Origin of the sequence: Nostoc sp. NZL (assembly GCF_015714705.1) — a bacterium.
Classification (GTDB): Bacteria; Cyanobacteriota; Cyanobacteriia; order Cyanobacteriales; family Nostocaceae; genus Nostoc; species Nostoc foliaceum_A.
The window spans coordinates 60,517-86,161 of record NZ_WBKL01000131.1 but is presented as its reverse complement, the minus strand read 5'-3'; the positions used below and the strand labels follow the sequence as shown (position 1 = coordinate 86,161).

Sequence of the window (25,645 nt, the reverse complement as noted above, 5' to 3'; positions counted from 1 at the left end):
GCTCTAGCATCTTTGTCCTTACTGCTTTTTCTATACTCTCAAAGCTTGTCAACTCTTCTGTTGGCGTATTCCGATAAAGAATTTCTGCTGCTTCCTGCAAACAGGTTTCCAAACGTTTGAAGTCTTCAGGGTTCATAGTAATTGCACTTGCCGCTCTTGTTGCCAGTGTAACTTTTTTCCCAAAATTATACCTGTATTTGCAAAGGTGAGATGCTCCCAAGCGGAGCGTCTTTGGCTCCGCTCCTAACTACTTCTTCGGTAACATCCAAAATCCTTACTTGGCATTAGATTTAGAAGGATGGAGCATACAACTTATCGCCAACAATCTGGCGAATTGTCTCTACTAATTGGGTGTATGCAAAGTCAGACATAACTGGTTGTGCTCCTTGCAAGTGAATTGGTTGATCTAAATCAATCCATGACTTACAACCGCCGTATTTAGGGTGGTAGGGAATTTCTTGTTCGAGTAGTTTATATGCCCGCAGGAGAAGAATATAAAGGGGTTGGCGTGGTTTCCATTTGAGGCGATCGCTAATGAAATGCTCGTTCCAAATATGGAAGGGAAGCAAGGAGTTGACAAGAAATTCGTCACTAACTGGCAAAATATCTGTAATTTCAGCCCAGCTGCCGATGCGAACTGTCTCTGGATGCCAACCTGATGTTACTGGATAAACATGATTGGCATACTCAGCTTTGAGCATGAAAGCTTGTTGATGTTCATAAGTAGGGTAAAGCAAAATTTGCTTGTGGGCAACTTGGAAATGTCCATTTCGTTCATGGATACCGCCTTTGCGGAGCAACATAATTGTTTTGCCATTTTCCAAGGCATTTACGGCGACTGCCCATTCTTTGAAAGCATGAAAAGTTGTAGTCAATTCCATCAGCATCTACTGTAATTCTGATTTAATTTCAAGCTAAGACCGATAAAGTGTGAAACTATCCAGGGAAATGAATTAGAAAGCAGTTATGGAAAAGCGATTGCTAGGTACAACTGAAGTCCAAATCACACCCATTCTGATGGGAACTTGGCAAGCTGGTAAAAGAATGTGGGTGGGAATTGAGGATGTTGACTCGATTAAAACGATCCGAGCCGCTTATGAAGCTGGTATCACCACAATTGATACTGCTGAAGTTTATGGTGAAGGACACTCTGAGCGAATTGTCGCTGAAGCTTTATCTGATGTACGCGATCGCGTAGAGTATGCCACGAAAGTTTTCGCTAACCATCTAAAGTATGAACAAGTCATTGAAGCTTGCGATCGTTCCTTAACCAACCTGAAAACTGATTACATCGACCTTTACCAAATACATTGGCCCTCCGGTGCTTTCAATAGTGAAATAGTACCTATTGAGGAAACTATGAGCGCTCTTAACCTGCTCAAAGAGCAAGGTAAAATTCGAGCCATTGGTGTTTCCAATTTTTCCTACGCCCAGTTAGCTCAAGCAGCAAGTTATGGACGTATTGATAGTTTACAACCACCCTATTCTTTATTCTGGAGGCAGGTAGAACAAGATGCATTGCCCTATTGTATTGAAAACAATATTTCTATCCTTGCTTATTCGCCTTTAGCGCAGGGATTGTTAACAGGCAAATTTGCTCTCGGTCATAAATTTAACCCAGAAGATAACCGTGCTAAAAATAAACTGTTTCAAGGCGAAAATTTTGAACGTGCTCAACAAGCGCTACAAAAATTGCGTCCCATAGCCCTTGTTCATAATTGTACCCTTGCTCAGTTAGCTTTGGCCTGGTTAATTGCCCAACCCCAAACAAATGCAATCGCCGGGGCGCGTTATCCCGAACAAGCACGCGACAACGCATTAGCCTCCCAAATCAAGCTTTCCGCCGCCCAATTGGCAGAAATTGATGCTATTGGACGTATTGTCACCGAGTATCTGGATAATAGTCCAATTATGTGGGATTGATGACAATACTGTTTGGTTAGCCATGCTTATCTCTCGAAGATCCCCTTAACTCTCTTAAAAAGAGGGCTGGGGATCAAACCTCTGATTAGAGATTGCAAAATCTAACAAAACGTCAACTTTAATAAACTAAGGGTTGTAACTTACAAACTAAGTGATAACTTAAATAGTAGGACACCAAACAAAAGAAAACCAAAGCAAAAGGGTAAATGACTTAGTGTCCCCTGTCATCAACCCAAGCAAATTCCAGCATATCAAATGTAGAAGTGGTAAAAAGCCGAGCGTATAAGGCAAAGCCAAATCCCAAAGCGGAAAAACGCAAGAATGCTGAGTTTGTTAGTTTCAAGTCCACCTTAGTTATTAACTTTCAATTATTTAGTTAGTTTAACAATTTGAAACCTGTAAACTCGATAAAACCTGGTCAACCTCGACCAGGTTTTTGGTATTTTATGATGAATACAATTTTTCCAGGGCGGCAGAGAGTGCTGGAATTCACGTTTGAAGAGCTAGTTATGAGACTGGTGGTCTGTCTCATTAAATTTTAGGGATAAGAGAACGAACCACATTCGCGCAGCGTCTCGTTAGAGAAGGACGCAAAGAGCGCACAGGAAGTAAGTTGACATGTACGACCGCCGCAAGCATTCAAACCTCCTAGGTTAAGTAGAGATTTAGGTAAAACCTCATCCAAGCCACGATAAATAAGATTGTGGGAGCTACGGTATCAGTAATGGATGCGAATGGTACCATTACCCTGGTAGCCTAAATACTTACAGTTAATCCTGTGGGTTCCTGGTTATCACTTACCTCTTGTCATGCTTATGGCTAAAACAACTAGGATTTTTGGCGCAAATTCTGTAAAAGTTAAAAGGCAAAATCAGCCAAAGCGTTGGCAGAAGAACACTTTGGCTCACTTTTTACGTTTGCCTTTGTACTTCCTGATAGCTTTGCTATGCATCCTTGGTTCGCCCGTGCTGGCAAAAGTTCCTGGCTCAATTAATCCCTCATCCCAATTAACAATTAACAGTTTGACATCGCTGGCTGTGGCCGCTGACCCCGCCTCACTACTACAGCAGGGCAAACTTTTATACGATGATGGAAGCTTTGCCAAAGCGGTAGAAGTGTTACAACAGGCTGTACAAGCATATAAGCAGCAAGGGGAAAACCTCAAACAGGCGGTGACACTGAGTAATCTTTCTTTAGCTTACCAGCAACTTGGTGCATGGAGTCAGGCACAGCAGGCAATTAAAGAGAGCTTAAATTTGCTCGAAGGACAGGATGAAAACCAAAATTTGCAAATATTTGCCCAATCACTAGATATTCAAGGCCGTCTCCAACTGACAATGGGACAGGCTGAGATGGCTTTAGAAACTTGGCGGCGGACAGAAAAAATTTACACGCAAGCAAATAATCAAAGCGGTGTGGTGCGATCGCTAATTAATCAAGCACAGGCATGGCGAACCCAAGGATTTTACCCTCGTGCTGTCAAAACACTCGATCAGGTAAGTCAGACGTTAAAATCTCAACCAGACTCTATAGAAAAGACAGTGAGTTTGCGATCGCTTGGTGATGCCCTTTTGGTATTGGGCAATTTGGACAAGTCACAGGAAGCGCTAGAAGAAAGTCTGAGAATTGCTCGAAATCTGCAATCAAGCGCTGATATTGGGGCTAGTCTGTTCAGTCTGGGCAATAATGCCCGGAAAAAAGAGGATAATCTCCGAGCGATCGCCTATTATCAACAAACAGTTGCAGCATCTCCCTCACCCCTGACAAAAGTCCAAGCGCAAATCAATCAATTGAGCCTACTCATTGAAGATAAACGATGGGCAGAGGTTCAAACTCTCTTACCATTGATTCAATCCCAACTCGACCAACTCCCCCTCAGCCGTGCTAGTATCTACGCTCAGGTTAACTTTTCTCAAAGTCTGGCAAAAGTAAAGAGTGGTATATTGCAAGCATCTAGTCAGAATTACTACTCAGGATGGAGCACCAAAGACTCAGCAGTATTACTCGCCAAGGCCATCCAGCAATCCCACGATTTAGGGGACAAACGGGCAGAAGCTTATGCTCTGAAGAGTTTAGGCGGCTTGTACGAAGAAACTGGACAGTGGTCAGAGGCGCAAGACCTGACCAGGCAAGGATTAGCTTTGGCACAGAGCAGCAATGCACCAGAAATTACCTATACCTTAGAGTGGCAGTTAGGGAGATTGCTCTGGGCACAAAAAGATATTAACGGTGCGATCGCGGCATATGATGCTGCTGTGGACACTCTCCAGTCTCTCCGCAGAGATTTGGTAGTCAATAAAGATGTAATAAACCAGGATGTGCAATTTAACTTCCGGGACAGCGTAGAACCCGTCTACCGTCAGTCAGTAGAGTTACTGCTGAAATCTCAAGAAGGAAAATCATCAGATGAAAAAATATTAGAGAAAGCCCGCCAGCGGATTGAAGCACTCCAACTAGCAGAATTGGACGACTTCTTCCGGGAAGCTTGCCTCCAAGGTCAGAGAGTAGCCCTCGATCAAGTGGTAGATAAAGATAATCCCACGGCTGCGATCCTTTATCCAATTATTCTTGAAAAAGAACTCCAGGTAATTGTCAAAATTCCCAACCAACCTCTACAAAATTACAGTACCAAGATTTCCCACACAGAAGTAGAGGAACTCTTAGTAAAACTGCGAAAAAATCTTGTCAATCCCACCGCTACCAAAACCGTCCAAACCCAGGCGCAGCAAGTTTATAACTGGCTGCTCAAACCCATTGAGTCAAAATTACAAAACAGTAGGGTAGATACCCTAGTGTTCGTCCTGGATGGACAGTTACGCAATTTACCAATGGCAGCTCTCTACGATGGTAAGCAATACTTGGTAGAGAAATATGCAGTTGCCCTGAGCGTGGGTCTGCAACTCCTCGACCCTAAACCGTTAGTAAAACAGCAGCTCAGAGCGTTAACCGCAGGACTGACTCAGCCGCCACCAGGATTTACCAAATTTGCACCATTGCTTGCCATCAAATCTGAATTTGACGGCATTGCCAAGGCAGGAGTCTCGACAACTAGCCTACTAGATGGAGATTTTAAGAAAAAGAATTTAGAGGGTGAAATTAGCGCTGCTTCATTCAACATAGTGCATTTAGCAACCCACGGTCAGTTTAGTTCCCGCCTTGAAGACACTTTTATTTTGGATTTCGATGGTCAGATCAATGTTAAGGATTTTGATACTCTCTTTCGCAGTCAGGGTAAAACTATAGTAGAACTATTAGTGTTGAGTGCTTGCCAGACAGCCACAGGAGACAGCCGGGCAGCACTGGGTCTTGCAGGAGCCGCTGTACGAGCTGGGGCACGCAGTACCATAGCCTCCCTGTGGCAAATTGATGATGAATCAACGGCGATGTTTGTTAGTGCCTTCTATCAAGAACTCAAGAGTGGCAAAATCACTAAAGCTGAAGCAGTCCACCGTGCCCAGCTAAAACTCCTGAAACATCCTAACTACAAAGCACCAAGCTTTTGGTCTGCTTATGTGTTGATTGGAAACTGGTTGTAGGCGCAGGGAGCAAAGGGGAGAATATTTTTCCCTGCACCCAGCAAAAACTGCCCTAAACGCAATCCCCAAGTTTCCAATAATCATTCTCTATTTTGTGGCATAAATTTAGTGAATGCAGGCGATATGTACATAGCAGCATTGATTATTAAACATTAACTTATGAATAACTCCACCTACCAGCTTGACGATTTCGCTTTAACATTGCCGATTTCCCAATCAGCTCGCATAACTGCCCAGCAATTTGCTAACCAACAGCCAAATTCTGAAAAAGCAGAGCAAGTTCGACTGAATACGCTGGCTGTGTGGGTGGTGAATAACTATTTAGAAATGATGGATATTCCTACAGACCTCGAAGCGAGTGACAGCTGGAATCCCATCATGCGCCTCTGTGGGGATGTAGCCGACTTAGAAGTGCCCTCAATTGGTCGTCTGGAATGTCGCCCTGTCCATCGGCATCAGCAGATATGTTCCATTCCTCCAGAAACCTGGGAAGAACGAGTGGGTTATTTAGTAGTTCAATTTGATGAATCGCTCCAAGAAGCGAGGCTGCTTGGTTTTATCCCTAGTGTTGCAACTGAAACGCTGCCTTTAGAACAACTGCAACCATTGGAAGCGTTTATCGACCACCTAGCACAATTGCGCCAATCCCCAGTTAGTTCACTAGTGAATTTAAGTCAGTGGTTTGCTGGTATATTTGAAACAGGTTGGCAGACTATTGAATCCTTATGGAACGTGCCGGAACTCAGACCAGCTTATGCCTTTCGCAGTATTGAGACTCTGGAAGTAAATACCCTTAATCAACCAGAATCAATTACTAAACGTGCAAAACTGATTGATTTGGGTATCCAAATTCTCAACCAACCCGTGATGTTGATTGTGGAAATCAGCCCCGAAAAGGATCAACAAACTAGTGTTCATCTCCAATTGCACGCCACTGGGAATCAAATCTACTTGCCGCCAGGAGTTCATCTCACCGTTCTAGATAGTTCGGGAGCAGTATTTCTAGACGCTCAATCTAGAAAATCAGATAACTACATTCAGTTGCAGTTTCGCGGTGAACCTACAGAGCAATTTAGCGTTAGAGTAGCCTTGGATAATACCAGCATTACCGAACATTTTAGGATTTAAAGCGTCTAGCTATCTTCCCCCTTTGTCGGTAATTTATGAAGTGGTAATTGGTTAATTAAAATTAAAAATTAAAAATTTAAGCCGGCTTTTGGAGATTTTGAAAAAAGTCTGTAAACGCTTGTGGAGCTTGTTATGAGACATTAGAACAGGGCATGGTTTTGCACAGGGAGATCGCGACGGTCATGAGTAAGTTAGTGGTTCTGAAATTCGGAGAGGGTAGTTTTGAGCAGGGGTTTGCTGTCACCCTCCAAATTGGTGAAGAACACGAGCGTGCTACAACAGAAGTCACGGGAAAGTTACCTTCATTCCCCGAAATGCCGCTCTATTACAGTCATTGGCAGTCTAGTTATCGGCAGATAGGCAATCGTTATCGGCTCCATGCTGACAAAATGCAGGTGACGAATGTATCGATGATTCAAGACTGCGAAAACACTTCCCATATTTTGCGGGCACGCTTTAATACCTGGCTACGAGCCGAAGAGTTTCGCCCTTTGAGGGAAAAATGGTTAGAAAGATTGTCATCCACGGAAGAAGTGCGGGTGATTTTGCAAACAGAAAATAGTCAATTGCAGCTATTACCCTGGCATCTGTGGGATTTGTTAGAACGCTATCCCAAGGCTGAAATCGCCCTTTCTTCACCATCCTACGATCGCATTCACAAGCCACGCATTTTAAATCCATTAGTCAAGATTTTAGCAATTGTGGGCAATAGTCAGGGGATTGACACCCAGGCTGATCAAGCATTACTGCAACAGTGTAGTAATGCAGAGGTCAGCTTTTTGGTAGAACCACAACGTAAGGAATTGACTGAGCATCTTTGGGGACAAAACTGGGATATTCTCTTCTTTGCCGGACACAGTTCCAGTAACGGAAATGGAGAAAGCGGACGAATGTACCTGAATAAAACTGATAGCCTCACCATTGGAGAATTAAAGTATGCTCTGAAGAAAGCCATTGAAAACGGCTTGCAACTAGCTATATTCAACTCCTGTGATGGATTGGGATTGGCGCGAGAACTGGCTGATTTGCAAATCCCTCAGATCATCGTCATGCGTGAACCCGTCCCAGACCAAGTTGCAAAGGAGTTCTTAAAGTATTTTCTCGAAGGCTTTGCCGGTGGCGAGTCTTTATACCAAGCGGTACGCCAAGCGCGGGAACGATTGCAAGGACTTGAGGATCGATTTCCCTGTGCAACTTGGCTACCAGTGATTTGCCAAAATCCAGCGCAGATACCACCTACTTGGGATGAATTAAGGTCTATAACAACTGAAGATATACCAAATTTAGCTTTGTCTACCAGACGCAGATTTACAATAACTTTGTTATCAAGTTTGGCGATTACAGCCTTTGTTTGTGGTGTGAGATTGCTGGGATTGCTGGAAAGTACAGAGATTCCAGCTTATGACCAGATGATGCGATCGCGCCCTGGGGAAGGACTTGATCCCCGACTGCTAGTAATCACAATTGACGATGACGATCTAGCAATTCAAAGAGAAAATAACGAATCCTTGATCGGAGCTTCCATTTCCGAAAAATCTCTCAACAAACTCCTGGCAAAACTGAATCAATATCAACCCCGTGCGATCGGCTTGGATATCTACCGTGATTTTAAAGCCAAACAACCAGATTTAATTACTCGTCTCCAGCAAACTCAGAACTTGGTTGGTATATGCAAGGGAAGTGATAGGACAGGAAATATCAAAGGCATTAAGCCACCACCAGAAATCCCACCAATAAATCTTGGATTCAGTGACTTTATTCACGATCGCGATGGAGTTATCCGTCGGCATCTCCTATTCATGAACCAGGAAGCAACATCGTTGTGTCCTGCTCCCTTTGCATTCAGTCTACAATTGGCCTCTCTCTATCTGCGCCCCTCAGGAATTCAACCAAAGTTCACTTCTGAAGGAAATTTGCAGCTGGGTAAAACTATTTTTCCAAATCTGAAGTCTCGCACTGGCGGCTATCAAAATATTGATGCCAATGGCGGTCAACTCTTACTCAATTACCGTTCTCCAAAACAAATAGCCGAACAGGTGAAGCTAACCCAATTTTTATCTAGTCCGATTAACCCCAGTGCTATCAAAGACAAGATTGTTTTGATTGGTGTAGTAGCAAAGGGAGATTCTCCAGACACTTGGCCTACACCCTACGGCGTTCCTTTAGATGACCAAATGCCAGGAGTGTTACTACAAGCGCATATGATCAGCCAAATCCTCAGCGCAGTCCAGGATGGGCGACCATTAATGCGGGTTTGGTCACTGTGGGCTGAGGTGGTCTGGATTTGGGCCTGGTCTTTGGTAGGGGGAGTCCTGGCTTGGCGAAAGCTTTCCTTCCCTTGGTTGGCATTGGAAGTCAGTATTACCTTTAGTGTTCTGTATTTAGTTTGCTTTAGTCTGTTAATTTCGGCTGCTTGGGTGCCTTTTGTACCTTCGGCTTTGTCGTTGGTTGTAACGGTTGGCTTGATGTCAATTTATAATCCAACAACAAAAGTTCGGGTGGCGAGTGGGGAATAGGATATGGGTAAAGATTTTTTATAAAATTTTTGGGGGAACCAGCAGATAAATATACTTTACATACATTAAAGAAGGGTTTTTATGAAATCAAATTCACAACCGATAAAACTGTTTTTAGTAGTAGCTTTTAGCTGCACAAGTTTACTAGTTAGCCTAATTCCAGTACTGGCAAAACCAACTCCTCATCGCTCTAATGCTAAAATAATCCTTGCTCAAGCCAAAACATTTAATCAACCTTCACTTCCACCTGGGCCCCCTCCTGGAGGTCGTGTTCGTGGTGGAGCGAAGCGCGGCGAGTTGGCTGGATGTCCACCTACTGAACCTGACCTAACTGCTTTAGTGCCTTTTATTGAGGAAGCTAACTCAGTGATGCATGTCTGGGGACAAACAACGGTAGAACGCCCAAGCTGGTTTTTCTATGTGCCGTATACCAAAGATTTGCCCTATGCAGTTGAATTTGTGCTGCAAGATCAGGACTCTAACGAGATTTACCAAAAAGCGATCGCTCTACCAGATAAACCAGGAGTCATCCGCGTTTCTATGCCTAGCACTGCTCCTGCCTTGGCGCTAAACAAACAATATCGCTGGTTTTTCACCATCAACTGTGACCAGCAAAAAAATTCTCCTCCGACTTTCGTCGAAGGGGTAATACAAAGAGTCGAACTAAATCCAACCGTAGTCAAAGAGCTACAAACTACAGAACTTCTAAAGCGCTCTGCTATCTATGCCCAAAATGGAATATGGTACGAAGCACTGATGATACTGGCTGAACTACGTGATAAAAATCCTAAAGATGCAGCACTGAAAGCAGAGTGGCAGAATTTGTTAGGCAGTATCCGCTTAGATGATATTGCAGCAGAACCGATTTTCTCGGAGAAACCTTAGAGGATGTTTTAAAAGTATTTTTCGTAACATCAAAGCCTCGGAAACCTAACCCCACTAGAACATCAATTCAGCAATCCTGGAAGAATCTCCCCCAACCCCTCTTTGCTTGCCTAACGGTGACGCTAACGGGGAGAGGAAGGGAAGCGCGGTTTATATAGCGGTTCCCACTTAGATGCGGTACGACATTATATCGCAAGGTGTAGGGAACATGCCGTGCCCCTACTAATCTTCTTTTTGCAAGATATCATCATCAATCCGTCGCTCCCGATTAATATCGGGACTTTCTGCTGTCCACTTATCATCTATTCCAGGAGGTTCAGGAATCATCACAAACTCAGTCTCTTTTGTATGTTTATTGCCCCATTCATCCAAAACATCTTTGATTAGTACTTCTTGCAACCAAATTTTAGCGACAACAGTCAGAGGTAGCGCCAGAAATAATCCTAAAAAGCCAAAGAAAGTCACGAAAAATAGTTGGGCAATTAAGGTTACAGCTGGCAGCAACGAAACTTGCTGTGCCATCACAATTGGTGTGATGAAATTACTCTCAACCTGTTGAATAACAAAGTAGAGAATTAAGACAGCGACAACTTTCCAGGGATCATCCAACAGAGCGATCGCCATTGCTGGGATTACACTAATTGTTGGCCCCAGATTGGGAATTAAGTTCAAAAATCCTGCCAAAATTGCTAAAGCTAGTGCTGCCTTTATGCCCAAAATTGATAAGCCAACCAGACTCATCAGCGCCACTACAAACATGGCAATGAAAGCGCCTGTAATCCATCCTTCCAAAGAGACTTCACATTTATCTAAAATCCCATCTACCCGCCGCCGATAAAATGAGGGGAAAAGCCGCACAAAGACTTTGCGGTAAGCCACGGGGTCGGCTAAGATCATTCCTGTTAAAACCAACACTAGCAAAATCTTGAGGACGACTTCCAAAGAGCCAGATACAAAGGCGAAGGAGTTTCCCAGTACCCGATTGACGAAGGGCTGTGCTTGTTGAATGAGGCTATTGATATCTGGGATGTAGGGAACTAACTCAGGAGGAATACGAGTTCTCAGGGCATCAAGCCAACTATTAAAGCGCCCAAACCCTTTAGGAACTTGATAGGTTAGTTCTTGAAACTGCTGTGCAAAAGGTGGCACAATTAGCCAGAAAAAACCCACGACACCTGCCAAAAAGATAGCTACTGCTAGGAGGACGGCAAATCCCCGCCTCATGCCAAAGCGTTGGAAGCGTTTCGCTAGCCGATTTAAGGTGGTGGCTAAGACAACTGCGGCAAACATGAGCAAAAGCACTTCCCGAATTTGCCACAGGATATATAAAGAAAGAACTATGGCGATTAAGCCGATCCATTGACCGAGGTTCACAGGCTGACTCCCAACGGTTGGCGAGATGCAATTTTCTTGTAATTCAGCTAGGTTAGCCGATTTTAGTCACTTGTGCGTAGATGGTTTGAGTTAAGTTTGTTTCTGTGCTTGGAATCGCCACAGTAGTGCGATCGCTATAATCACAATCGGCAAAAATATTATAATCAGCGCGTTGGTTGCTGTTGCCGGAATTAATAGACTTGGCGCTGCGTACTTAATCAATACCGATAACAAAGCCGAGAGTAAAAGCAGTTTCAGAACTAATCCTAGTTGATTTTCCATAACAGTACGGTAATACACATTTTTCTGTTGGGTATGCACGAATTTAGGCTGCACTATCTATTTTCTAGAATAGAAACTAATAGTTCATACTTTCTTGCCCACATTGTTGACTTATAACTACCACAATTCCGAGCAAGATAATCACTAGTTAAGCATTTGTTGAATTAACTAATACAGCATCTTCCGATATGTTTTTGTGTGAGATATGACACAATCATAAATTTCCTAATCTCATGATTTACCTACCAGTTTCATTACTACTATTTCTAGTATTGTTACTACTACTACCATTCATTTGGTTTGCTGTGGCAGTAGATGTAGTGGAAATCGCAGTCGCCAAGCTAGGGTTTTCTCCCAACATCGCTTTTTTATTGCTTGTGCTAGTAATTTTTACCAGCACTATCAATATACCCCTATACCGTCTAGTAACTGACGTTCAATTAGCTGGTGACTTCGCAACCCTCTGGTTAAGTGAATTTTGGGGTATTCCTTTAAGGAAAGTGCAACGCTCGACTGTGGTAGCGCTGAATGTTGGTGGTGGCTTAATTCCGGTTGTGTTGGCACTGTACCAATTTACTCAGGGAAATGCTTTAGCAATCTTGCTAGTAACTGCCATTGTTACTATCGTTAGCTATTATGCAGCGCGAGTAGTGCCAGGAATCGGTATCCAAATGAATCCTTTACTGGCTCCCCTGACGGCTGCTTTATCTGCAATGTTAATCGCTGCACCCCATGCTGCTCCTGTAGCCTTTGCTGGTGGTGTACTCGGAACCTTGATTGGTGCTGATTTGCTACATCTCAAAGATATTCAAGCCATGAGTGCAGGAGTACTCAGCATCGGCGGTGCTGGTGTCTTTGATGGCATTGCTTTGTGTGGTCTATTTGCTCTGTTATTGAGTTAGTCATTTGCAAAGGACATGGCACAGCCCGCCGCAGACATAATAACAGACGCTGCGCGAATAAAGACAAATTTGGAGGGTAGATCAAAATGCCTGTTGAAACTAATAACAAAAGATCCATCAAACCGTCCAAAGTTCAGCAGTTTGGTGGGAATTTCTTAATTTTACTAACCTTGTTGTTACTACTACTGAACTTTATTGTTCCAAGTTTTTTTGTATCGCGATCGCTACAAGTTCCCTATAGCACTTTCCTGGCTCAAGTAGAAGCGGGGAAGGTAGATCGAGCGATCGTGGGTGGTGATCGCATTGAATACACTATCAAAACTCAAACTCCAGATGGTAAACCCACTGAACAAGTGTTCACCACTACACCAGTAGCCATTGATTTAGATTTGCCAAAAATTCTGCGTGAGCATGATGTCGAGTTTGCTGCACCACCACCAAATCCAAATGCCTGGATTGGCACCTTACTTAGTTGGGTTGCACCACCGTTAATTTTCTTTGGGATTTGGGGCTTGTTAATGAGTCGCCAAGGTGGCCCGGCTGCGCTAACGGTAGGTAAAAGCAAAGCCCGCATTTATTCTGAAGGTAGCACTGGTGTCAAATTTAGTGATGTGGCTGGTGTAGATGAAGCCAAGGCGGAATTAGAAGAGATTATAGATTTTCTCAAAAACGCTGGTAAATACACCATACTAGGGGCAAAGATTCCGAAAGGTGTGCTGCTGGTAGGGCCTCCGGGGACTGGTAAAACATTATTGGCAAAAGCGATCGCAGGTGAAGCTGCTGTTCCTTTCTTCAGCATTTCTGGTTCAGAATTTATCGAACTGTTTGTGGGTGTGGGTGCTGCACGAGTGCGAGACTTGTTTGAACAAGCCAAAGAACAAGCTCCCTGTATTGTGTTTATCGACGAGTTAGACGCACTGGGTAAATCTCGTGGCGGTGCTGGGCCAATTATGGGTGGTAATGATGAGCGCGAACAAACTCTCAACCAGTTACTCAGCGAGATGGATGGCTTTGATGCCAATACAGGCGTGATTATCATCGCCGCCACTAACCGTCCAGAAATTCTCGACCCGGCTTTACGCCGTCCTGGTCGATTTGACCGGCAAGTTGTCGTCGATCGCCCTGATAAAATTGGTCGGGAAGCAATTCTCAAAGTCCACGCCAGAAATGTCAAATTAGCCAATGATGTCGATTTGGGCAAGATTGCTGTTAGAACTCCTGGTTTTGCTGGAGCAGATTTAGCCAACCTTGTGAATGAAGCTGCGCTGTTAGCTGCACGGCGAAATAGCCAATCTGTGACAATGGCAGATTTCAACGAAGCTATTGAACGCTTGGTTGCTGGCTTAGAAAAACGCTCTCGCGTGTTGAATGACACTGAGAAGAAAACTGTCGCCTATCACGAAGTTGGTCACGCCATCATCGGTGCATTGATGCCGGGTGCTGGTAAAGTTGAAAAAATCTCCGTTGTACCTCGTGGTGTCGGTGCCTTGGGTTACACAATTCAGATGCCGGAAGAAGACCGCTTTTTGATGCTGGAAGACGAAATTCGCGGACGCATTGCTATCCTTTTGGGTGGACGTTCCGCTGAAGAAATCGTTTTTGGCAAAGTGTCCACAGGTGCTGCTGATGATATCCAAAAAGCTACAGAGTTGGCAGAACGCGCCATCACTCTTTACGGGATGAGCGATCGACTGGGACCAGTGGCGTTTGAGAAGAGTCAACAGCAGTTTCTTGAAGGTTACAGTAACCCGCGTCGGGCTATTAGTCCGAAAGTAGCAGAAGAAATTGACCGGGAAGTTAAGCAGACGGTGGATAATGCTCACCATATTGCCTTGACTATTCTGCAACATAACCGCGAGTTACTAGAGCAGACCGCAGAAGAACTGTTGCAACGAGAAATTCTCGAAGGTGCAGATTTGCGCGATCGCCTCACCCAAGCTCAAGTACCGGGTGAAATGGAAGAATGGTTGCGGACGGGTAAGATATCGGAAGATAAACCACTGCTGCAAACACTGCTGGTTTAATAATTGCAGATTGAATTGAAAAGCGATCGCCCACTTCAAGAGCGATCGCTTTTTTACGTCAAACTCAGTCAGCCATGTATTATTTATGGCTTTAGCGTAACGCACCATCAACAATTCAGGGTGCGTGCGATCGCTTTCCAATGAGGGGCAATACTTGTCGGTTAAGGGGAAAAGGGGAAGGGGAAAGGGGAAAAAAAACCTTTAACCTTTTCCCCAAACCCAATGTCGAGTTAAAAATGCAAAACCCCAGCAGTATTGCAATGAGGGGCGTTTCTAGCCTCCGGCTGGGAACGAAAGTTTGAGGGGTGCGCTTAACGTAATGAAACCACGCACATCATGGCCTCTTGTATTTCACAGAATTAAAAATAGCGATAATTGTCCAGTAAGGCATATTGATTAATTTGAATTTTGGCATTAAAATCATCATTTATTTACATCATCCGGAGGATTACAACTTTATTTTGTAGTTATATATATTCCGATCGTACTAGGTCACGCTTACAAATGAATCGGGTTGCTCGCCGTTGTATTTCTTACTTGCTGTGTTTGGGATTAGTAGTCGTTTTAACAGTTTTTTCACCCTCTTCACTGCCAGTTTATTCCCAAAAAACAAGACCTTTAACTACAGAAATTCGCGGCGTTTGGATCACTAATGTTGCTAGTGGTGTACTATTTGTCCCTTGGGGGATTAACCGTGCTCTAAATCAATTATCATCTCTCAACTTTAATACAATTTATCCTGTAGTTTGGAATCGAGGACATACTTTTTATAAGAGTGCTGTAGCCAAAATGACTACAGGCTCGGATACTCAACCTTTGCTCAACTTTATGCACGGTGGACAGGATGTTTTAGCAAAGATAGTAACACTTGCCAAAAATAAAAATTTGAGAGTCATTCCCTGGTTTGAATACGGGTTCATGACACCGCATTATTCACAATTAGCAAGGCGTTATCCCGACTGGTTGACAATTGGGCAAGAAGGTATAAGGTCTACCCAAGATGCCCCACCAGAAGAAATTGACAATGTTTTGGTAAGTAAGCTGGCCTGGTTGAACCCCTTACATCCGCAAGTGCAAGAGTTTATTCAAGAACTAATTTTGGAAGTAGTCAGGGATTACGATGTCGATGGTATTCAGCTTGATGACCATTTTGGGATGCCTGTACAGTTTGGCTACGATCGCTTCACTATTGAACTCTACCAGCAAGAGCATCAAGGCAAAAATCCCCCTGGTGATCCTTTTAACTCAGAATGGATGCGTTGGCGAGCAGACAAAATTACTGATTTCATGGCAGAAATCTATCAAGCTGTCAAGGCGGTTAAACCCAAAGTCAAAATATCTCTGTCTCCCAACTATCAAGCTTTTGCCTATAAATACTATTTGCAAGATTGGGAAAATTGGTTAAAAAAAGGTTTGGTTGATGAGTTAATTTTGCAGGTTTATCGAAATGACAAAAACTCTTTTATCGCTCAACTGGAACAATCATCTATAAAATTGGCTCAAAGTCTAATTCCTGTAGGTATTGGTATATCAACGGGAACGGTGCGTAATCCTGTGAAAATGGCACAAATTAGAGAACAAGTTGAGGTTGTGCGCGATCGCCATTTTGCTGGTATCTCCTTTTTCTACTGGGAGAGTCTCTGGGGTTACATCGTACCAGAATCACCCCAACAGCGACGCAGAGCTTTTTTTGATATGTTTAATGCTAAAACTGTCAGACCATTAAAAATAAAGAAAGTTTGATGCCACCTGCGTCGGAAAATACTAGATTTAACTTTACATTGCTCTGGACTTTCGCTACTTTTGGCGGTTTTTTATTGAGTTTACTCTTGATTGAAGTTGGCGAGAAACCAGATATTGGGGTAGTAGAGGCGGCTATCGGCGGATTTGCGATCGCACTTCCTCAAGGTTGTCTTCTCAAAGAACCTATATTTTGTATCAGGTGGATTTTGTCAAGTCTTTTAGGTTGGAGTATCATCACCGCTATCGGTATTGGTGCCGTGGGTTGGATTGTACCTAGCACTCAAATTCTCCCTGTGAGAATCCTGTCTGGGACGATTTATGGTGCGCTTGGCGGCTTGGGGATTGGATTAGCACAATCATTGGCAATTCCCCAGCCTATGCCGTGGCGATGGATATTTGCCTCTTCGGCAAGTTGGGCTGTTGCTGTCCCTGTGGGTTCTGCTGTGGGGATGATCTTGCGCCACCTAATGCAGTTATTCTTCGGCGAAGTTATGGGATTAGCTATTACTTGGCTGCTGGTTGGTATCCTCACAGGAATGAATGCTCACAAGTTGCGATCTTAAGCTCATCCCACCCCTAAAAGGGTATGGGATAACACGTGCATACTGATGACTGACGATTGTTAACCGTCAACCGTCATCAGTCAACTAATGCTGCTGTGGAAAGGTTGGATAGAATCTTAGAACAATTGCTGACGCGAAACGAATAGCAAGCAACCTGTAGACAAACCACGCAACCATCTTGGACTAAGGATGGAATTGAGCATCCTTCCGACTCTCTAAGCTAATCGTCATTTAAATTGCACCATTTTCATGGTAATAAAAGCTGCAAACCCTCTCCCTTGCTCCCTGCCCCCTGCCCCCCTGCGATCTCAATGTGCAAATTAAATGCTTAACAGCTTATTGTCTCTTCCCATTCCCCACCCTTGCCAAATAAATTTATTAAAAATTATAAATTTAATTGATGTATACTGAGATTTGCACTTAGATATATGCAACAATTTTAAAAAACTGTTAAAAATCAACTTTCAGTAAGTTTGCCCTAACCTGCAAATGTATTTTCGCCTTCAAAAAGCAGGATTTGTTAAGCTGACTCCTACTTAGCTTTCCTAGATTTCTGACAAGAAGTAGAGAAAGATCCAAATTTCGATGAGCAACAGCTGACAATACTTTGCTATAGGCGCTAAAGTGCATCTACTACAAGCATAATTCAAGAGAGCGCCTAGAAGAGTCAGTAATACCAGACAGGGACTCTCGCATGAATATAAATCCAACGGAATCAACTATAGAGTTGACAAAATTATCACCACCTCAGATTCTCTTCGGCACAGAAGTAGATGAGAAAAGTAGTATTGAGCAGTTTATACTGAGCATGTACGATTCTGTGCAGGCATCAATATTTGTAGTTGATGTTCTGGAGGACGGAGATTTTCGGTATGTGGCACTTAATCCCACTCATGAGCAGTGGATAGGTATTCGCTCAGATGATCTCCGAGGCAAAAAACCAGAAGATATTCTCTCGCCAATCGATGCTGCCAAGGTGCGTCAGCATTACGCTGAATGTGTCCGCTTCGGTAAAACTATTTCTTACGAACAATGTTTGCAATTCCAGGGGGTGCCGACTTGGTGGAGTACTACTCTCACCCCGCTACGGGATGCTAAGTCCCGGATTTATCGACTGATTGGTACTAGTAGCAATATCACTCCTGTGAAGCAAGCAGAACAAGCAGTTGGACTCCAGGTTGAACGGGAGCAACTGCTAGAAGCGATCGCCGGACGGATTCACCAATCTGTAGAATTAGAGACAATTCTGCATCAGACTACAATTGAACTCCGGCAGTTTTTGAATTGCGATCGCATCCTAATTTATCGCTTCGAGGCTGATGGCAGTGGAGTAATCATTGCCGAATCAACTGTGACTGCGAGCGATCCCCTGTTGGGAAAAAATATTACCGATCCCTGCTTGGATGGCAAACATCCTGAACATTACGGGCGAGGTTGCATTCAAGTTATTGAGGATATTTATGCAGCTGGGTTGCATCCTTGCCATATAGATTTTTTGGCATCTTTGCAGGTGAGAGCCAATCTAGTCGTGCCGATTTTCAAAGAGCAAGATATGTGGGGGCTATTGATTGCCCAGCATTGCCACCAATCCCGTCAATGGCAGCAAACAGAAACTGACTTACTCAAACAATTGGCAACTCAAATTGGCATTGCTGCTGGACAGGCAGAACTTCGTCAGCAAATCAAGGATCTCAAAGCAAAGTTAGAGTTGCACAAACAGAAGCATAAAAATCAGTTGCAGCAGGTGCGAAACTTTGAAGCCCTGGTGCGACGCATGACAGAACAAATCCGCGACAGTCTGGATGAAAATCAGGTATTGCAGACTCTCACCCAGGAATTAGCAGAGTTACTCAACCTTGATCGTTGCCAAATCGAACTCTATAGCACCTGCCAAACCCTGGTAACTATTACTTACGAGTACAGCATTAACTTACCCCAGTGTCAGGGATTGACTAGACAAATTGCAGACCGTCTTGAAGTTTATCAGCCGCTATTGCAAAAACAAGCTTTGCAATTTTTGGAAATTGTGCCGGGATGGCAACCAAAGTTGTTGGTTATGTCCCAAATGGCTTGTCCAATTTTTGATACTCAAGGGATTTTGGGAAATATTTGGTTAACAAGACCGACACAAGAGGCATTTGATGAATTTGAAATCGAGCTAGTGCAGCAGATTGCAAGTGAATGTGCGATCGCCATTCGTCAAGCCCAGCTTTATAAACAAACCCAGGCACAGGTTAAAGAATTAGAAAATTGCGATCGCCTCAAAAACCAATTTCTTAGAAACCTGTCTCAAGAACTGCGGACACCAATAACTAGCATCAGCCTTGCAGTCCAAACCCTCGAAAGTGTCCTCACACCAGAAGAAATATTAGATATAGAAATAGTTCCACAACTCTTGCAGATTCTGCATAACGAGTGTGGGCGAGAAAGCAAGTTAATTAACGACCTACTCACACTCACATATCTAGAAGCCGAACCCGATCCCCCAACTTTGATTGCCATTGACTTACAAAGTTGGCTTAACCCGATTGTCGAGTCTTTTCGAGAACTCACCAACTGCCAGCGACAGCAGTTAAACCTGAGTATTGATCATGCACTCCCGCTTTTAGAGACAGATATCACCGATCTGGAACGGATTATCACCGAACTACTCAACCATGTCTGCAAATATACCCCGACAGGTGAGATCGTCACAGTTTCTGCTCACCTAACAACCGACGCAGTAGAGCTTAATATTAGCAATTCTGGACTAGAGCTTACCAGCGATGAACTATCACGGATTTTTGAGCCTTTTTATCACCTTTCCAAACATGATCCTTGGAAACATAGCGGCACTGGACTGGAATTGGCATTAGTGCAGAAAATGGTCAGACATTTAGGCGGCTCAATTTATGTAGAGAGTGGAACCGGTCAAACCACCTTCACCATCAAATTCCCGCTTTAATTCGTTTTTTGGGCGCGGCACTAGCTAAATTGTCAAAAGTCTGCTATGATAGTTATTCGTGTGGGTGACTAGCTCAACGGTAGAGCAGTAGACTCTTAATCTATTGGTTGCGGGTTCGATTCCCTCGTCACCCACTAACAAAATCTTGTGTTTTTATCTCAATTTTCTCTCACTTAAGTTTATTGTATCCCTAAAACAACTACTTAGGGGTAGCTAGCTGATTGAGAGAAATTTATTGCATATCATTAATTACATAAATTTATCTTATTAATTCTAGAAAGATTATCTGAAAAATTTATAACTATTTAGCAGATGACTTTAATTAGATAAACACTTACGCCATATTCGCCTATAATGCCTCTATTTTCAGTCTCAGGTAGAATGGCTTAAGTCTTATATCGCTTGTTATAGCTAATTGTAGAGCTAGGTATTAAAGCTTAAATGCTATCAAGGCTAATCATTTAACAATAGAAACGTAAGAAACAACCATTCCCCAGTTTTTATCGTTAGCAATAGCTATAGTAGTTTACTGTTGTGTCCAGTTATTCTCAGGCATAGCTTACATAAACTAGGTTTTGAGTAAGTATTTAAGTATAATCCCTGAACTAAACCTTTTTAAAAGGTAATATTATTTACGGATAAAGTTTAAATACTATTTCTATATGCAAGGTACAGTTCTCGACTTTTCTATCCAAGCGAACCAGGGATTTATCTCAGCAGATAATGGAAAGAGATATGAATTCACAGGCTCAGATTGGAACCTACCTACGGCTCCAGAAGCAGGTAATAGAGTTGACTTTGATACAGATGGTAGTAAAGCTTTTGCAATTTATGCAGATCCTACTTCATCTCAAAAAATCAAAGCTACAAAATCTAGAGTTACGGCAGGTATTTTAGCAATATTACTAGGTGGTCTTGGTGTTCATTATTTCTATCTAGGTGCATGGGGATGGGGTTTAATTTACATACTGTTTTGCTGGACTTATATCCCTGCTATTGCGGCATTGGTCTTTGGAGTTCACTACCTTGTTATATCTGATGAGGAGTTTCAGGGTAAACTGAAAAATAAACCAGAACCTTTAGATATTCTTTGGTAACTGATTATAGTACTCTGCTGATATCAAGGACTAATGCCATTACTTGGGTTGTTATTAATGGCATTAGTTACTGAATTATAGGTTTTCTTAACATATATCCAAACTACTACATTGTTGACTAAACTAACATTACTTAAGATTAGTTAACTTAGTGAAATTAAAAGTTAAAATACTTAATAGGATTGAGGCGCGAGTACACTAATGCAAATCAAATATAGCTTATTAAGACGAATATCACATATATCATATACACATTAATCTATATATTTATAACTGCAATAACCTATTTTTCTTACTGTAGTTAATCTAATATAACTATCATAATCAACTTATTACCTTAAGATATAAGATAGTTAGAGATAGAAAAATAATATACGGCGCTGAGTTGACTAAATTAATTACCAAATTTAATGGGCGGTATCCATTCATCTATTTTCAAATAATCGATAATTAGTTGTAAGCCAAGATACATTATTTAACCTCGATTAAGGTTAACAAAATCATAAGTTTAGTTACTTATAGTTTGAGTTAAGTTATTCGAGTTTTATACAATACGACCGTGTTTGCGGTCATACATTTCCTGTTTCTTAGCTTTTAACATTTTAGCTAATTCTATTTTATTGTGATTATCTATCTCTCTCTGTTTATCATTTAATAATGTCTCATTTTTAGATGCTTTTAATTGTTCCTTAGCAGCAGTAAATAAGCTGTGTAATAGCATCCCATCTATTAGAGGTATACCTGACTTAGTTGCTTTATCAGCCGCATTAATCATACATTGCATAACAGTATTGAATTCGATTGGTTTAAATTTAACACCAATACATTCCTCAATTTGGCATTTTTCAAGTAGTTCAAGTAATAGAAACACAGATGGATCGTAGCATGATATGATTATTAATCTTCCGCCACGCTCTACTGTCTTAATAAACTCGAATGAACCATTACTTATCATTGTTTCAAACAACATTGCTACGTCAGCGCGGGTTCTATATTCTGGATAATCTACTAGATAACCATCATTTGGGAATAAACCATCTGTGTAGTTAGTTACAGTTAGTTCAAACTGTTTTGAGAACTTATATACTCGTGCATAATGCCATATCTCAACTAATGATTTAACTGGTTTACCATCTAGGTTTTTAATTCCCATACGGTTATCGGCTTTGATGAATTCATTCACCATAAAACTAAACTGAATAGCTGTATTTTCATCAGTATTGATTTCAGTTACCACTTTACAGTTAATAGATACGAGTTTTTCACTTTTCGCCTTAGTAGTTTTATCTACAGTCCCGTATTCTATAGCGTTGAATAAATGACTTAATGTAGCAGGTGTTTTTAGTTGATTGCGCTCAACACTAGATAATTGAGAAGCATTAATAGTTAATGAGTTAATGTTTTTAGTTGATTTACCCTTAGTACCATCCTGAATAGCTGACAAGAATATTTGTAGTGGTGATGGAGATTTAATTTTTACTATTTCAGGTTCAAATAATTGAGAAAGATTAATAGTTAATGATTTAGTTTTTTTACTATTATCTAATGCTTTTATCCAAGGATTAAGCATAATTATTTTGATAGCACAATGACAAATTGAATTAATATTAATTTTTGTAAAGTCTTGTTTGTATAATTGGTATATACAATAATACATTATGTAGTTCAGCAATTTATAACTAGAATTAACACACAAATAATCTATTGCCTCTAAAGCTATTTGCTGTTGAAGTAAGGGTTGATCCATCTTTGAGATAAGCGCAGTATACCTCCATTTTTTTCTGATGAGTTAGAAAGTATTCTGTACAATCATTGGCAATATTATTAATCGCTTGATTATTGTCACGTTTGATTGAATAAATCCACTTATTAAATTTAACATCATCAACAATTTTTTCTTGTCCAACATAAATCATACTTATGAAGTGCTGTTGAAATATCTCTAATCTTTGTCCCCTATTTTCAATCAAGCTACTTGTGTCTGTACTATTACCATAGGCTGATACTCTCAGTTCACATTCTTCTACTTGTCTAGAACTGGTGGCATGAAAATGAGCAAAATAGGGTTCTCTAATATTACCCTTTCTTAAATAAACTTCTTGTCCACATAAATAACAACGCAACTTAAGATCGTCGTAGGAAGAAAAATTACATTTATTTGCATAAACTATTTGACCACCTAAAGCCATTGCTTTTGCAAATTCCATATTCAATTGATCCTAGTGATACTCTCATTATTATGAGAATAACTGTTAATACTTAGGATATACATGAGTAAAGTTACTTATTATACTTGCATCTACCAACATATTTCTTTTAGTGGTTGTAACTGATGTAACTAAGATGTAACTCAATATAATTACAATAATGGCTAGAACCCCTGCAATAAGTAGGTTTTAGATTAATATGTAACTGTAACTTATGTAACTGACTTTTATTAAACTCTTTAGTAAATGCGGTTGAATCAAGAGTAAGTACAGATATTGAAAAAAAAGTTTATAAATTATATCATGTCCGGTAAATTACTTGTGATATGTCATTGCGAGTGCAACGTAGTGGAACGTTCGCGCAGCGTCTCTAAGAGTTGCAATCACAAGGTCTCTGCGATTGCTTCTCTTCGAGACGCTCCGCGAACACTCCGTTCGCAATGACAAGCGTTCAACTGGACATGATATGAACTACCTCGCCGTAAGACGGACGAGGCTTCCCAATTTATCGGGAATAGCCTCCAGAACTCCGTATTTCTATATAAAAGTATTTGATACATTAATAGCAACTTTTAAAACATCCTCTCATACCAATTCACAAAAATCCTGATACATATAGATTTCTCGTAGGGGCATGGCATTGCCATGCCCTTACTAGCGTATTTGTATCATTATTAAAGTGAAATGGTATCACAACTCAATGATAAAACTGCTTCGTAAATGAAAGTCAGCCTCCCCACCTCGATGAGTTAATGCCCAGTAACTCATTGAGGCATTTCTGTGTTTAAGAACTGTAGTAATGGCAACTTCAATAGCTTGTTCTGCCGAGATAATTTTATCCAAATCTACATCCAAGGCAAGTGCTAAACCGTCTCCTTGATTGTGAACATTAAACGGTAGCTTTTCAAAGGCTGTTTCCTCTTGCATACCTTGACGGTAGCCATCAAAGCGATAGACATTCCAGTGCCCACCTGGGGAGAGGTTGAATTCCCAATATCGTTGAGAATTTCTGATGCCAAGGAAGAACTCAAAGCAGGTATCTTTCCACAATTCATGCTTGCGTGATGGTGTATTTGATGGTGGAGTGAGCTTTGGTAACGCAATTTCTTTGATGTCACCTCCAAGCATATAGCAGATGGCAAGTTGATTAGCATTTCTAGCGATCTTACCTGCAATTTTCAAATTAGGCAGAGACTGATTAGAAGGGAAAGGTTGCAGGGAAAATGTCTGGTTATTCATTTCATATCTTTGATAATATTGCGAATCTGCATTTCTTGGGATTCAATACTTTCGGTAAGCTTAAACTGGACGATCGCTCTTGCCAAGTTATGTTCTGGGTGTTTAACTTTGAAGTAGATATTCCCTGCTAAATAATCAGCAAAAAATCTCAATCCTAATTCAAAAGAAATTAGACGAATTGCATCGTATATATATGCATAGTCATTCTCAGTAAGAAATGCCTTTGCCACGGAGAGATAACCTTTTAGGATTCCCTGACACAGATCAGTATCGAAATAAATACTTTCCCTATTCTCGGTTTCTTCTCCAGCTGGATTGCAACCCGATCGCAGGCAATCACCAATGTCGTAATGTACCAGACCAGGTTTAACGGTGTCCAGGTCTATGACGCTAACGGCTTGCTGGGTAACAGTGTCAAACATGACATTATTGATTTTTGGATCGCCGTGCATCAGACGCAGGGGTAGCTTGCCTTCAGATTTGGCATTTTCTAGGATATGTGCAAAGCTTTGGCGATCGCTAACAAACTGCAAGCAATAATTAACTTCGGAAGATTGACGCACACTAGTTTTCGCCAACACTTCCTCGTAATGCTGGAGATAAAGCGGTGTAATATGGAACCCTTGAAGCGTGTCGGCGAGTTCTTCTGGTGGCAAATCGCTAATTAAATTGTGGAACATCCCCAAGGCATAACCGATTTCTTGTGCGTGTGAGCGATCGCGCATAGTATCAAAAGACTGTGAGCCTTCAATAAAGCTTATCGCTCGCCAGAAGGAGCCGTCTGCATCCCTCCAGTGGTCTTGGGCATTCTTGGTTAATAGTACGCGTGGTACTTCCCAGCGACGATTCAAGGGGAGGTGCTGTAACCGTTTGCGAACATGTTCAGTGAAGGTACACATATTCTGCATAATCAGTTGTGGCTGCCGAAATACCTGCGTATTGATGCGTTGCAGGATAAAGTGTGGTTCTTTTGAGAAATCTAGACTCACTAAAAAGGTGTCATTAATATTACCGCTTCCAAAAGCTTTAACACCTGTAACCTTCCCCACCCCAGCGAATTGATCAGCGATCGCAACCAGATTCTCTGCGCCCTGTGTATTGAATTCTTCTGTCATGTGTTTGACCTGCGCTACTCCTCACCTAAATTGCACGAAGGCAATAGGGGATATCGTAGCGCAAGTGTCAAAATAATTCGTAATTAAAAAGGGTTTGTTTCCTAATGCTACAAAAACCTCTACCTAACCCACTGGTCGGTTTTAAAAGTACTGTATGCCAGCACAGG

19 protein-coding genes and 1 tRNA gene are annotated in these 25,645 nt (G+C 41.9%); 13 read left to right on the top strand and 7 right to left on the bottom strand.

Annotated elements, in window-relative coordinates; genetic code table 11:
- Nucleotides 1-290 precede the first annotated feature (290 nt).
- Nucleotides 291-887 (bottom strand): DUF1802 family protein, encoded by a 597-nt coding sequence (locus tag F8R90_RS18910; protein ID WP_196511952.1) that lies wholly within the window; start codon nt 885-887, stop codon nt 291-293.
- A 79-nt stretch (nt 888-966) separates the two neighbouring features.
- Here F8R90_RS18910 and F8R90_RS18905 point away from each other — a divergent pair, with 79 nt between their 5' ends.
- The 5 genes from F8R90_RS18905 to F8R90_RS18885 all read left to right on the top strand — a co-directional run bounded on the left by F8R90_RS18905 (nt 967) and on the right by F8R90_RS18885 (nt 9,988).
- Nucleotides 967-1,923 carry an aldo/keto reductase gene (locus F8R90_RS18905; protein ID WP_196511951.1) on the top strand — a complete coding sequence of 319 codons (957 nt, stop codon included), beginning with the start codon at nt 967-969 and terminating at the stop codon, nt 1,921-1,923.
- An 809-nt stretch (nt 1,924-2,732) separates the two neighbouring features.
- Nucleotides 2,733-5,459, top strand: coding sequence for a CHAT domain-containing protein (locus F8R90_RS18900; RefSeq protein WP_196511950.1), 2,727 nt, complete (start codon nt 2,733-2,735; stop codon nt 5,457-5,459).
- A gap of 159 nt (nt 5,460-5,618) precedes the next feature.
- A complete protein-coding gene (locus F8R90_RS18895; RefSeq protein WP_196511949.1) occupies nt 5,619-6,587 on the top strand; it encodes a DUF1822 family protein in 969 nt (322 codons plus the stop codon).
- A gap of 182 nt (nt 6,588-6,769) precedes the next feature.
- Nucleotides 6,770-9,103, top strand: a complete 2,334-nt coding sequence (locus F8R90_RS18890) for a CHASE2 domain-containing protein (protein WP_196511948.1) — start codon at nt 6,770-6,772, stop codon at nt 9,101-9,103.
- Between the two features lie 81 nt (nt 9,104-9,184).
- Entirely contained in the window at nt 9,185-9,988 is an 804-nt protein-coding gene (locus F8R90_RS18885) for a DUF928 domain-containing protein (RefSeq protein ID WP_196511947.1), read from the top strand.
- A 222-nt stretch (nt 9,989-10,210) separates the two neighbouring features.
- Here F8R90_RS18885 and F8R90_RS18880 read toward each other — a convergent pair whose 3' ends face one another.
- Entirely contained in the window at nt 10,211-11,362 is a 1,152-nt protein-coding gene (locus F8R90_RS18880; protein WP_196511946.1) for an AI-2E family transporter, read from the bottom strand.
- 90 nt (nt 11,363-11,452) lie between these two features.
- The gene (locus F8R90_RS18875; protein ID WP_190895503.1) at nt 11,453-11,644 is read right to left on the bottom strand and encodes a hypothetical protein; all 192 of its coding nucleotides are present in this window, start codon (nt 11,642-11,644) and stop codon (nt 11,453-11,455) included.
- Between the two features lie 233 nt (nt 11,645-11,877).
- Between F8R90_RS18875 and F8R90_RS18870 the strand changes: the two genes are divergently transcribed.
- From F8R90_RS18870 to F8R90_RS18835, 8 genes are all read left to right on the top strand, one after another.
- Nucleotides 11,878-12,546 (top strand): DUF1614 domain-containing protein, encoded by a 669-nt coding sequence (locus F8R90_RS18870; protein ID WP_196511945.1) that lies wholly within the window; start codon nt 11,878-11,880, stop codon nt 12,544-12,546.
- Nucleotides 12,547-12,632: 86 nt separating this feature from the next.
- Nucleotides 12,633-14,570, top strand: a complete 1,938-nt coding sequence (gene ftsH, locus F8R90_RS18865; protein ID WP_196511944.1) for an ATP-dependent zinc metalloprotease FtsH — start codon at nt 12,633-12,635, stop codon at nt 14,568-14,570.
- A 3-nt stretch (nt 14,571-14,573) separates the two neighbouring features.
- Complete coding sequence (locus tag F8R90_RS18860; protein ID WP_196511943.1) at nt 14,574-14,714, top strand: hypothetical protein; 141 nt, start codon at nt 14,574-14,576, stop codon at nt 14,712-14,714.
- A 360-nt stretch (nt 14,715-15,074) separates the two neighbouring features.
- Nucleotides 15,075-16,313 (top strand): glycoside hydrolase family 10 protein, encoded by a 1,239-nt coding sequence (locus tag F8R90_RS18855; protein ID WP_196511942.1) that lies wholly within the window; start codon nt 15,075-15,077, stop codon nt 16,311-16,313.
- Nucleotides 16,313-16,876 carry a hypothetical protein gene (locus F8R90_RS18850; RefSeq protein WP_196511941.1) on the top strand — a complete coding sequence of 188 codons (564 nt, stop codon included), beginning with the start codon at nt 16,313-16,315 and terminating at the stop codon, nt 16,874-16,876. The genes F8R90_RS18855 and F8R90_RS18850 overlap by 1 nt, the downstream gene beginning before the upstream one ends.
- A 694-nt stretch (nt 16,877-17,570) precedes the next feature.
- Nucleotides 17,571-19,820, top strand: coding sequence for a sensor histidine kinase (locus F8R90_RS18845; protein WP_196511940.1), 2,250 nt, complete (start codon nt 17,571-17,573; stop codon nt 19,818-19,820).
- 62 nt (nt 19,821-19,882) lie between these two features.
- Nucleotides 19,883-19,954: transfer RNA gene (locus F8R90_RS18840), tRNA-Lys, on the top strand.
- A gap of 528 nt (nt 19,955-20,482) precedes the next feature.
- On the top strand, nt 20,483-20,917 hold the full coding sequence (locus F8R90_RS18835) for a TM2 domain-containing protein (protein ID WP_196511939.1): 435 nt from the start codon (nt 20,483-20,485) through the stop codon (nt 20,915-20,917).
- 544 nt (nt 20,918-21,461) lie between these two features.
- On the opposite strand, the gene F8R90_RS18830 is transcribed toward F8R90_RS18835, so the two are convergent.
- From F8R90_RS18830 to F8R90_RS18815, 4 genes are all read right to left on the bottom strand, one after another.
- On the bottom strand, nt 21,462-22,487 hold the full coding sequence (locus F8R90_RS18830; protein ID WP_196511938.1) for a hypothetical protein: 1,026 nt from the start codon (nt 22,485-22,487) through the stop codon (nt 21,462-21,464).
- 115 nt (nt 22,488-22,602) lie between these two features.
- Nucleotides 22,603-23,124, bottom strand: coding sequence for a competence protein CoiA family protein (locus tag F8R90_RS18825; RefSeq protein WP_196511937.1), 522 nt, complete (start codon nt 23,122-23,124; stop codon nt 22,603-22,605).
- A gap of 690 nt (nt 23,125-23,814) precedes the next feature.
- A complete protein-coding gene (locus F8R90_RS18820) occupies nt 23,815-24,363 on the bottom strand; it encodes a DOMON-like domain-containing protein (RefSeq protein ID WP_196511936.1) in 549 nt (182 codons plus the stop codon).
- Nucleotides 24,360-25,478, bottom strand: a complete 1,119-nt coding sequence (locus F8R90_RS18815) for a phosphotransferase enzyme family protein (protein WP_196511935.1) — start codon at nt 25,476-25,478, stop codon at nt 24,360-24,362. Before F8R90_RS18815 ends, F8R90_RS18820 begins: the two co-directional genes overlap by 4 nt.
- Nucleotides 25,479-25,645 lie beyond the last annotated feature (167 nt).

What these genes read in the sequence shown, in the direction of transcription:
- ftsH (WP_196511944.1), top strand. Translation starts at nt 12,633, where the DNA reads ATGCCTGTTGAAACTAATAACAAAAGATCCATCAAACCGTCCAAAGTT.
- F8R90_RS18820 (WP_196511936.1), bottom strand. Translation starts at nt 24,363, where the DNA reads ATGAATAACCAGACATTTTCCCTGCAACCTTTCCCTTCTAATCAGTCT.
- F8R90_RS18850 (WP_196511941.1), top strand. Translation starts at nt 16,313, where the DNA reads ATGCCACCTGCGTCGGAAAATACTAGATTTAACTTTACATTGCTCTGG.
- F8R90_RS18875 (WP_190895503.1), bottom strand. Translation starts at nt 11,644, where the DNA reads ATGGAAAATCAACTAGGATTAGTTCTGAAACTGCTTTTACTCTCGGCT.
- F8R90_RS18830 (WP_196511938.1), bottom strand. Translation starts at nt 22,487, where the DNA reads ATGCTTAATCCTTGGATAAAAGCATTAGATAATAGTAAAAAAACTAAA.
- F8R90_RS18845 (WP_196511940.1), top strand. Translation starts at nt 17,571, where the DNA reads ATGAATATAAATCCAACGGAATCAACTATAGAGTTGACAAAATTATCA.
- F8R90_RS18905 (WP_196511951.1), top strand. Translation starts at nt 967, where the DNA reads ATGGAAAAGCGATTGCTAGGTACAACTGAAGTCCAAATCACACCCATT.
- F8R90_RS18825 (WP_196511937.1), bottom strand. Translation starts at nt 23,124, where the DNA reads ATGGAATTTGCAAAAGCAATGGCTTTAGGTGGTCAAATAGTTTATGCA.
- F8R90_RS18900 (WP_196511950.1), top strand. Translation starts at nt 2,733, where the DNA reads ATGCTTATGGCTAAAACAACTAGGATTTTTGGCGCAAATTCTGTAAAA.
- F8R90_RS18870 (WP_196511945.1), top strand. Translation starts at nt 11,878, where the DNA reads ATGATTTACCTACCAGTTTCATTACTACTATTTCTAGTATTGTTACTA.
- F8R90_RS18885 (WP_196511947.1), top strand. Translation starts at nt 9,185, where the DNA reads ATGAAATCAAATTCACAACCGATAAAACTGTTTTTAGTAGTAGCTTTT.
- F8R90_RS18855 (WP_196511942.1), top strand. Translation starts at nt 15,075, where the DNA reads ATGAATCGGGTTGCTCGCCGTTGTATTTCTTACTTGCTGTGTTTGGGA.
- F8R90_RS18895 (WP_196511949.1), top strand. Translation starts at nt 5,619, where the DNA reads ATGAATAACTCCACCTACCAGCTTGACGATTTCGCTTTAACATTGCCG.
- F8R90_RS18835 (WP_196511939.1), top strand. Translation starts at nt 20,483, where the DNA reads ATGCAAGGTACAGTTCTCGACTTTTCTATCCAAGCGAACCAGGGATTT.
- F8R90_RS18815 (WP_196511935.1), bottom strand. Translation starts at nt 25,478, where the DNA reads ATGACAGAAGAATTCAATACACAGGGCGCAGAGAATCTGGTTGCGATC.
- F8R90_RS18890 (WP_196511948.1), top strand. Translation starts at nt 6,770, where the DNA reads ATGAGTAAGTTAGTGGTTCTGAAATTCGGAGAGGGTAGTTTTGAGCAG.
- F8R90_RS18910 (WP_196511952.1), bottom strand. Translation starts at nt 887, where the DNA reads ATGCTGATGGAATTGACTACAACTTTTCATGCTTTCAAAGAATGGGCA.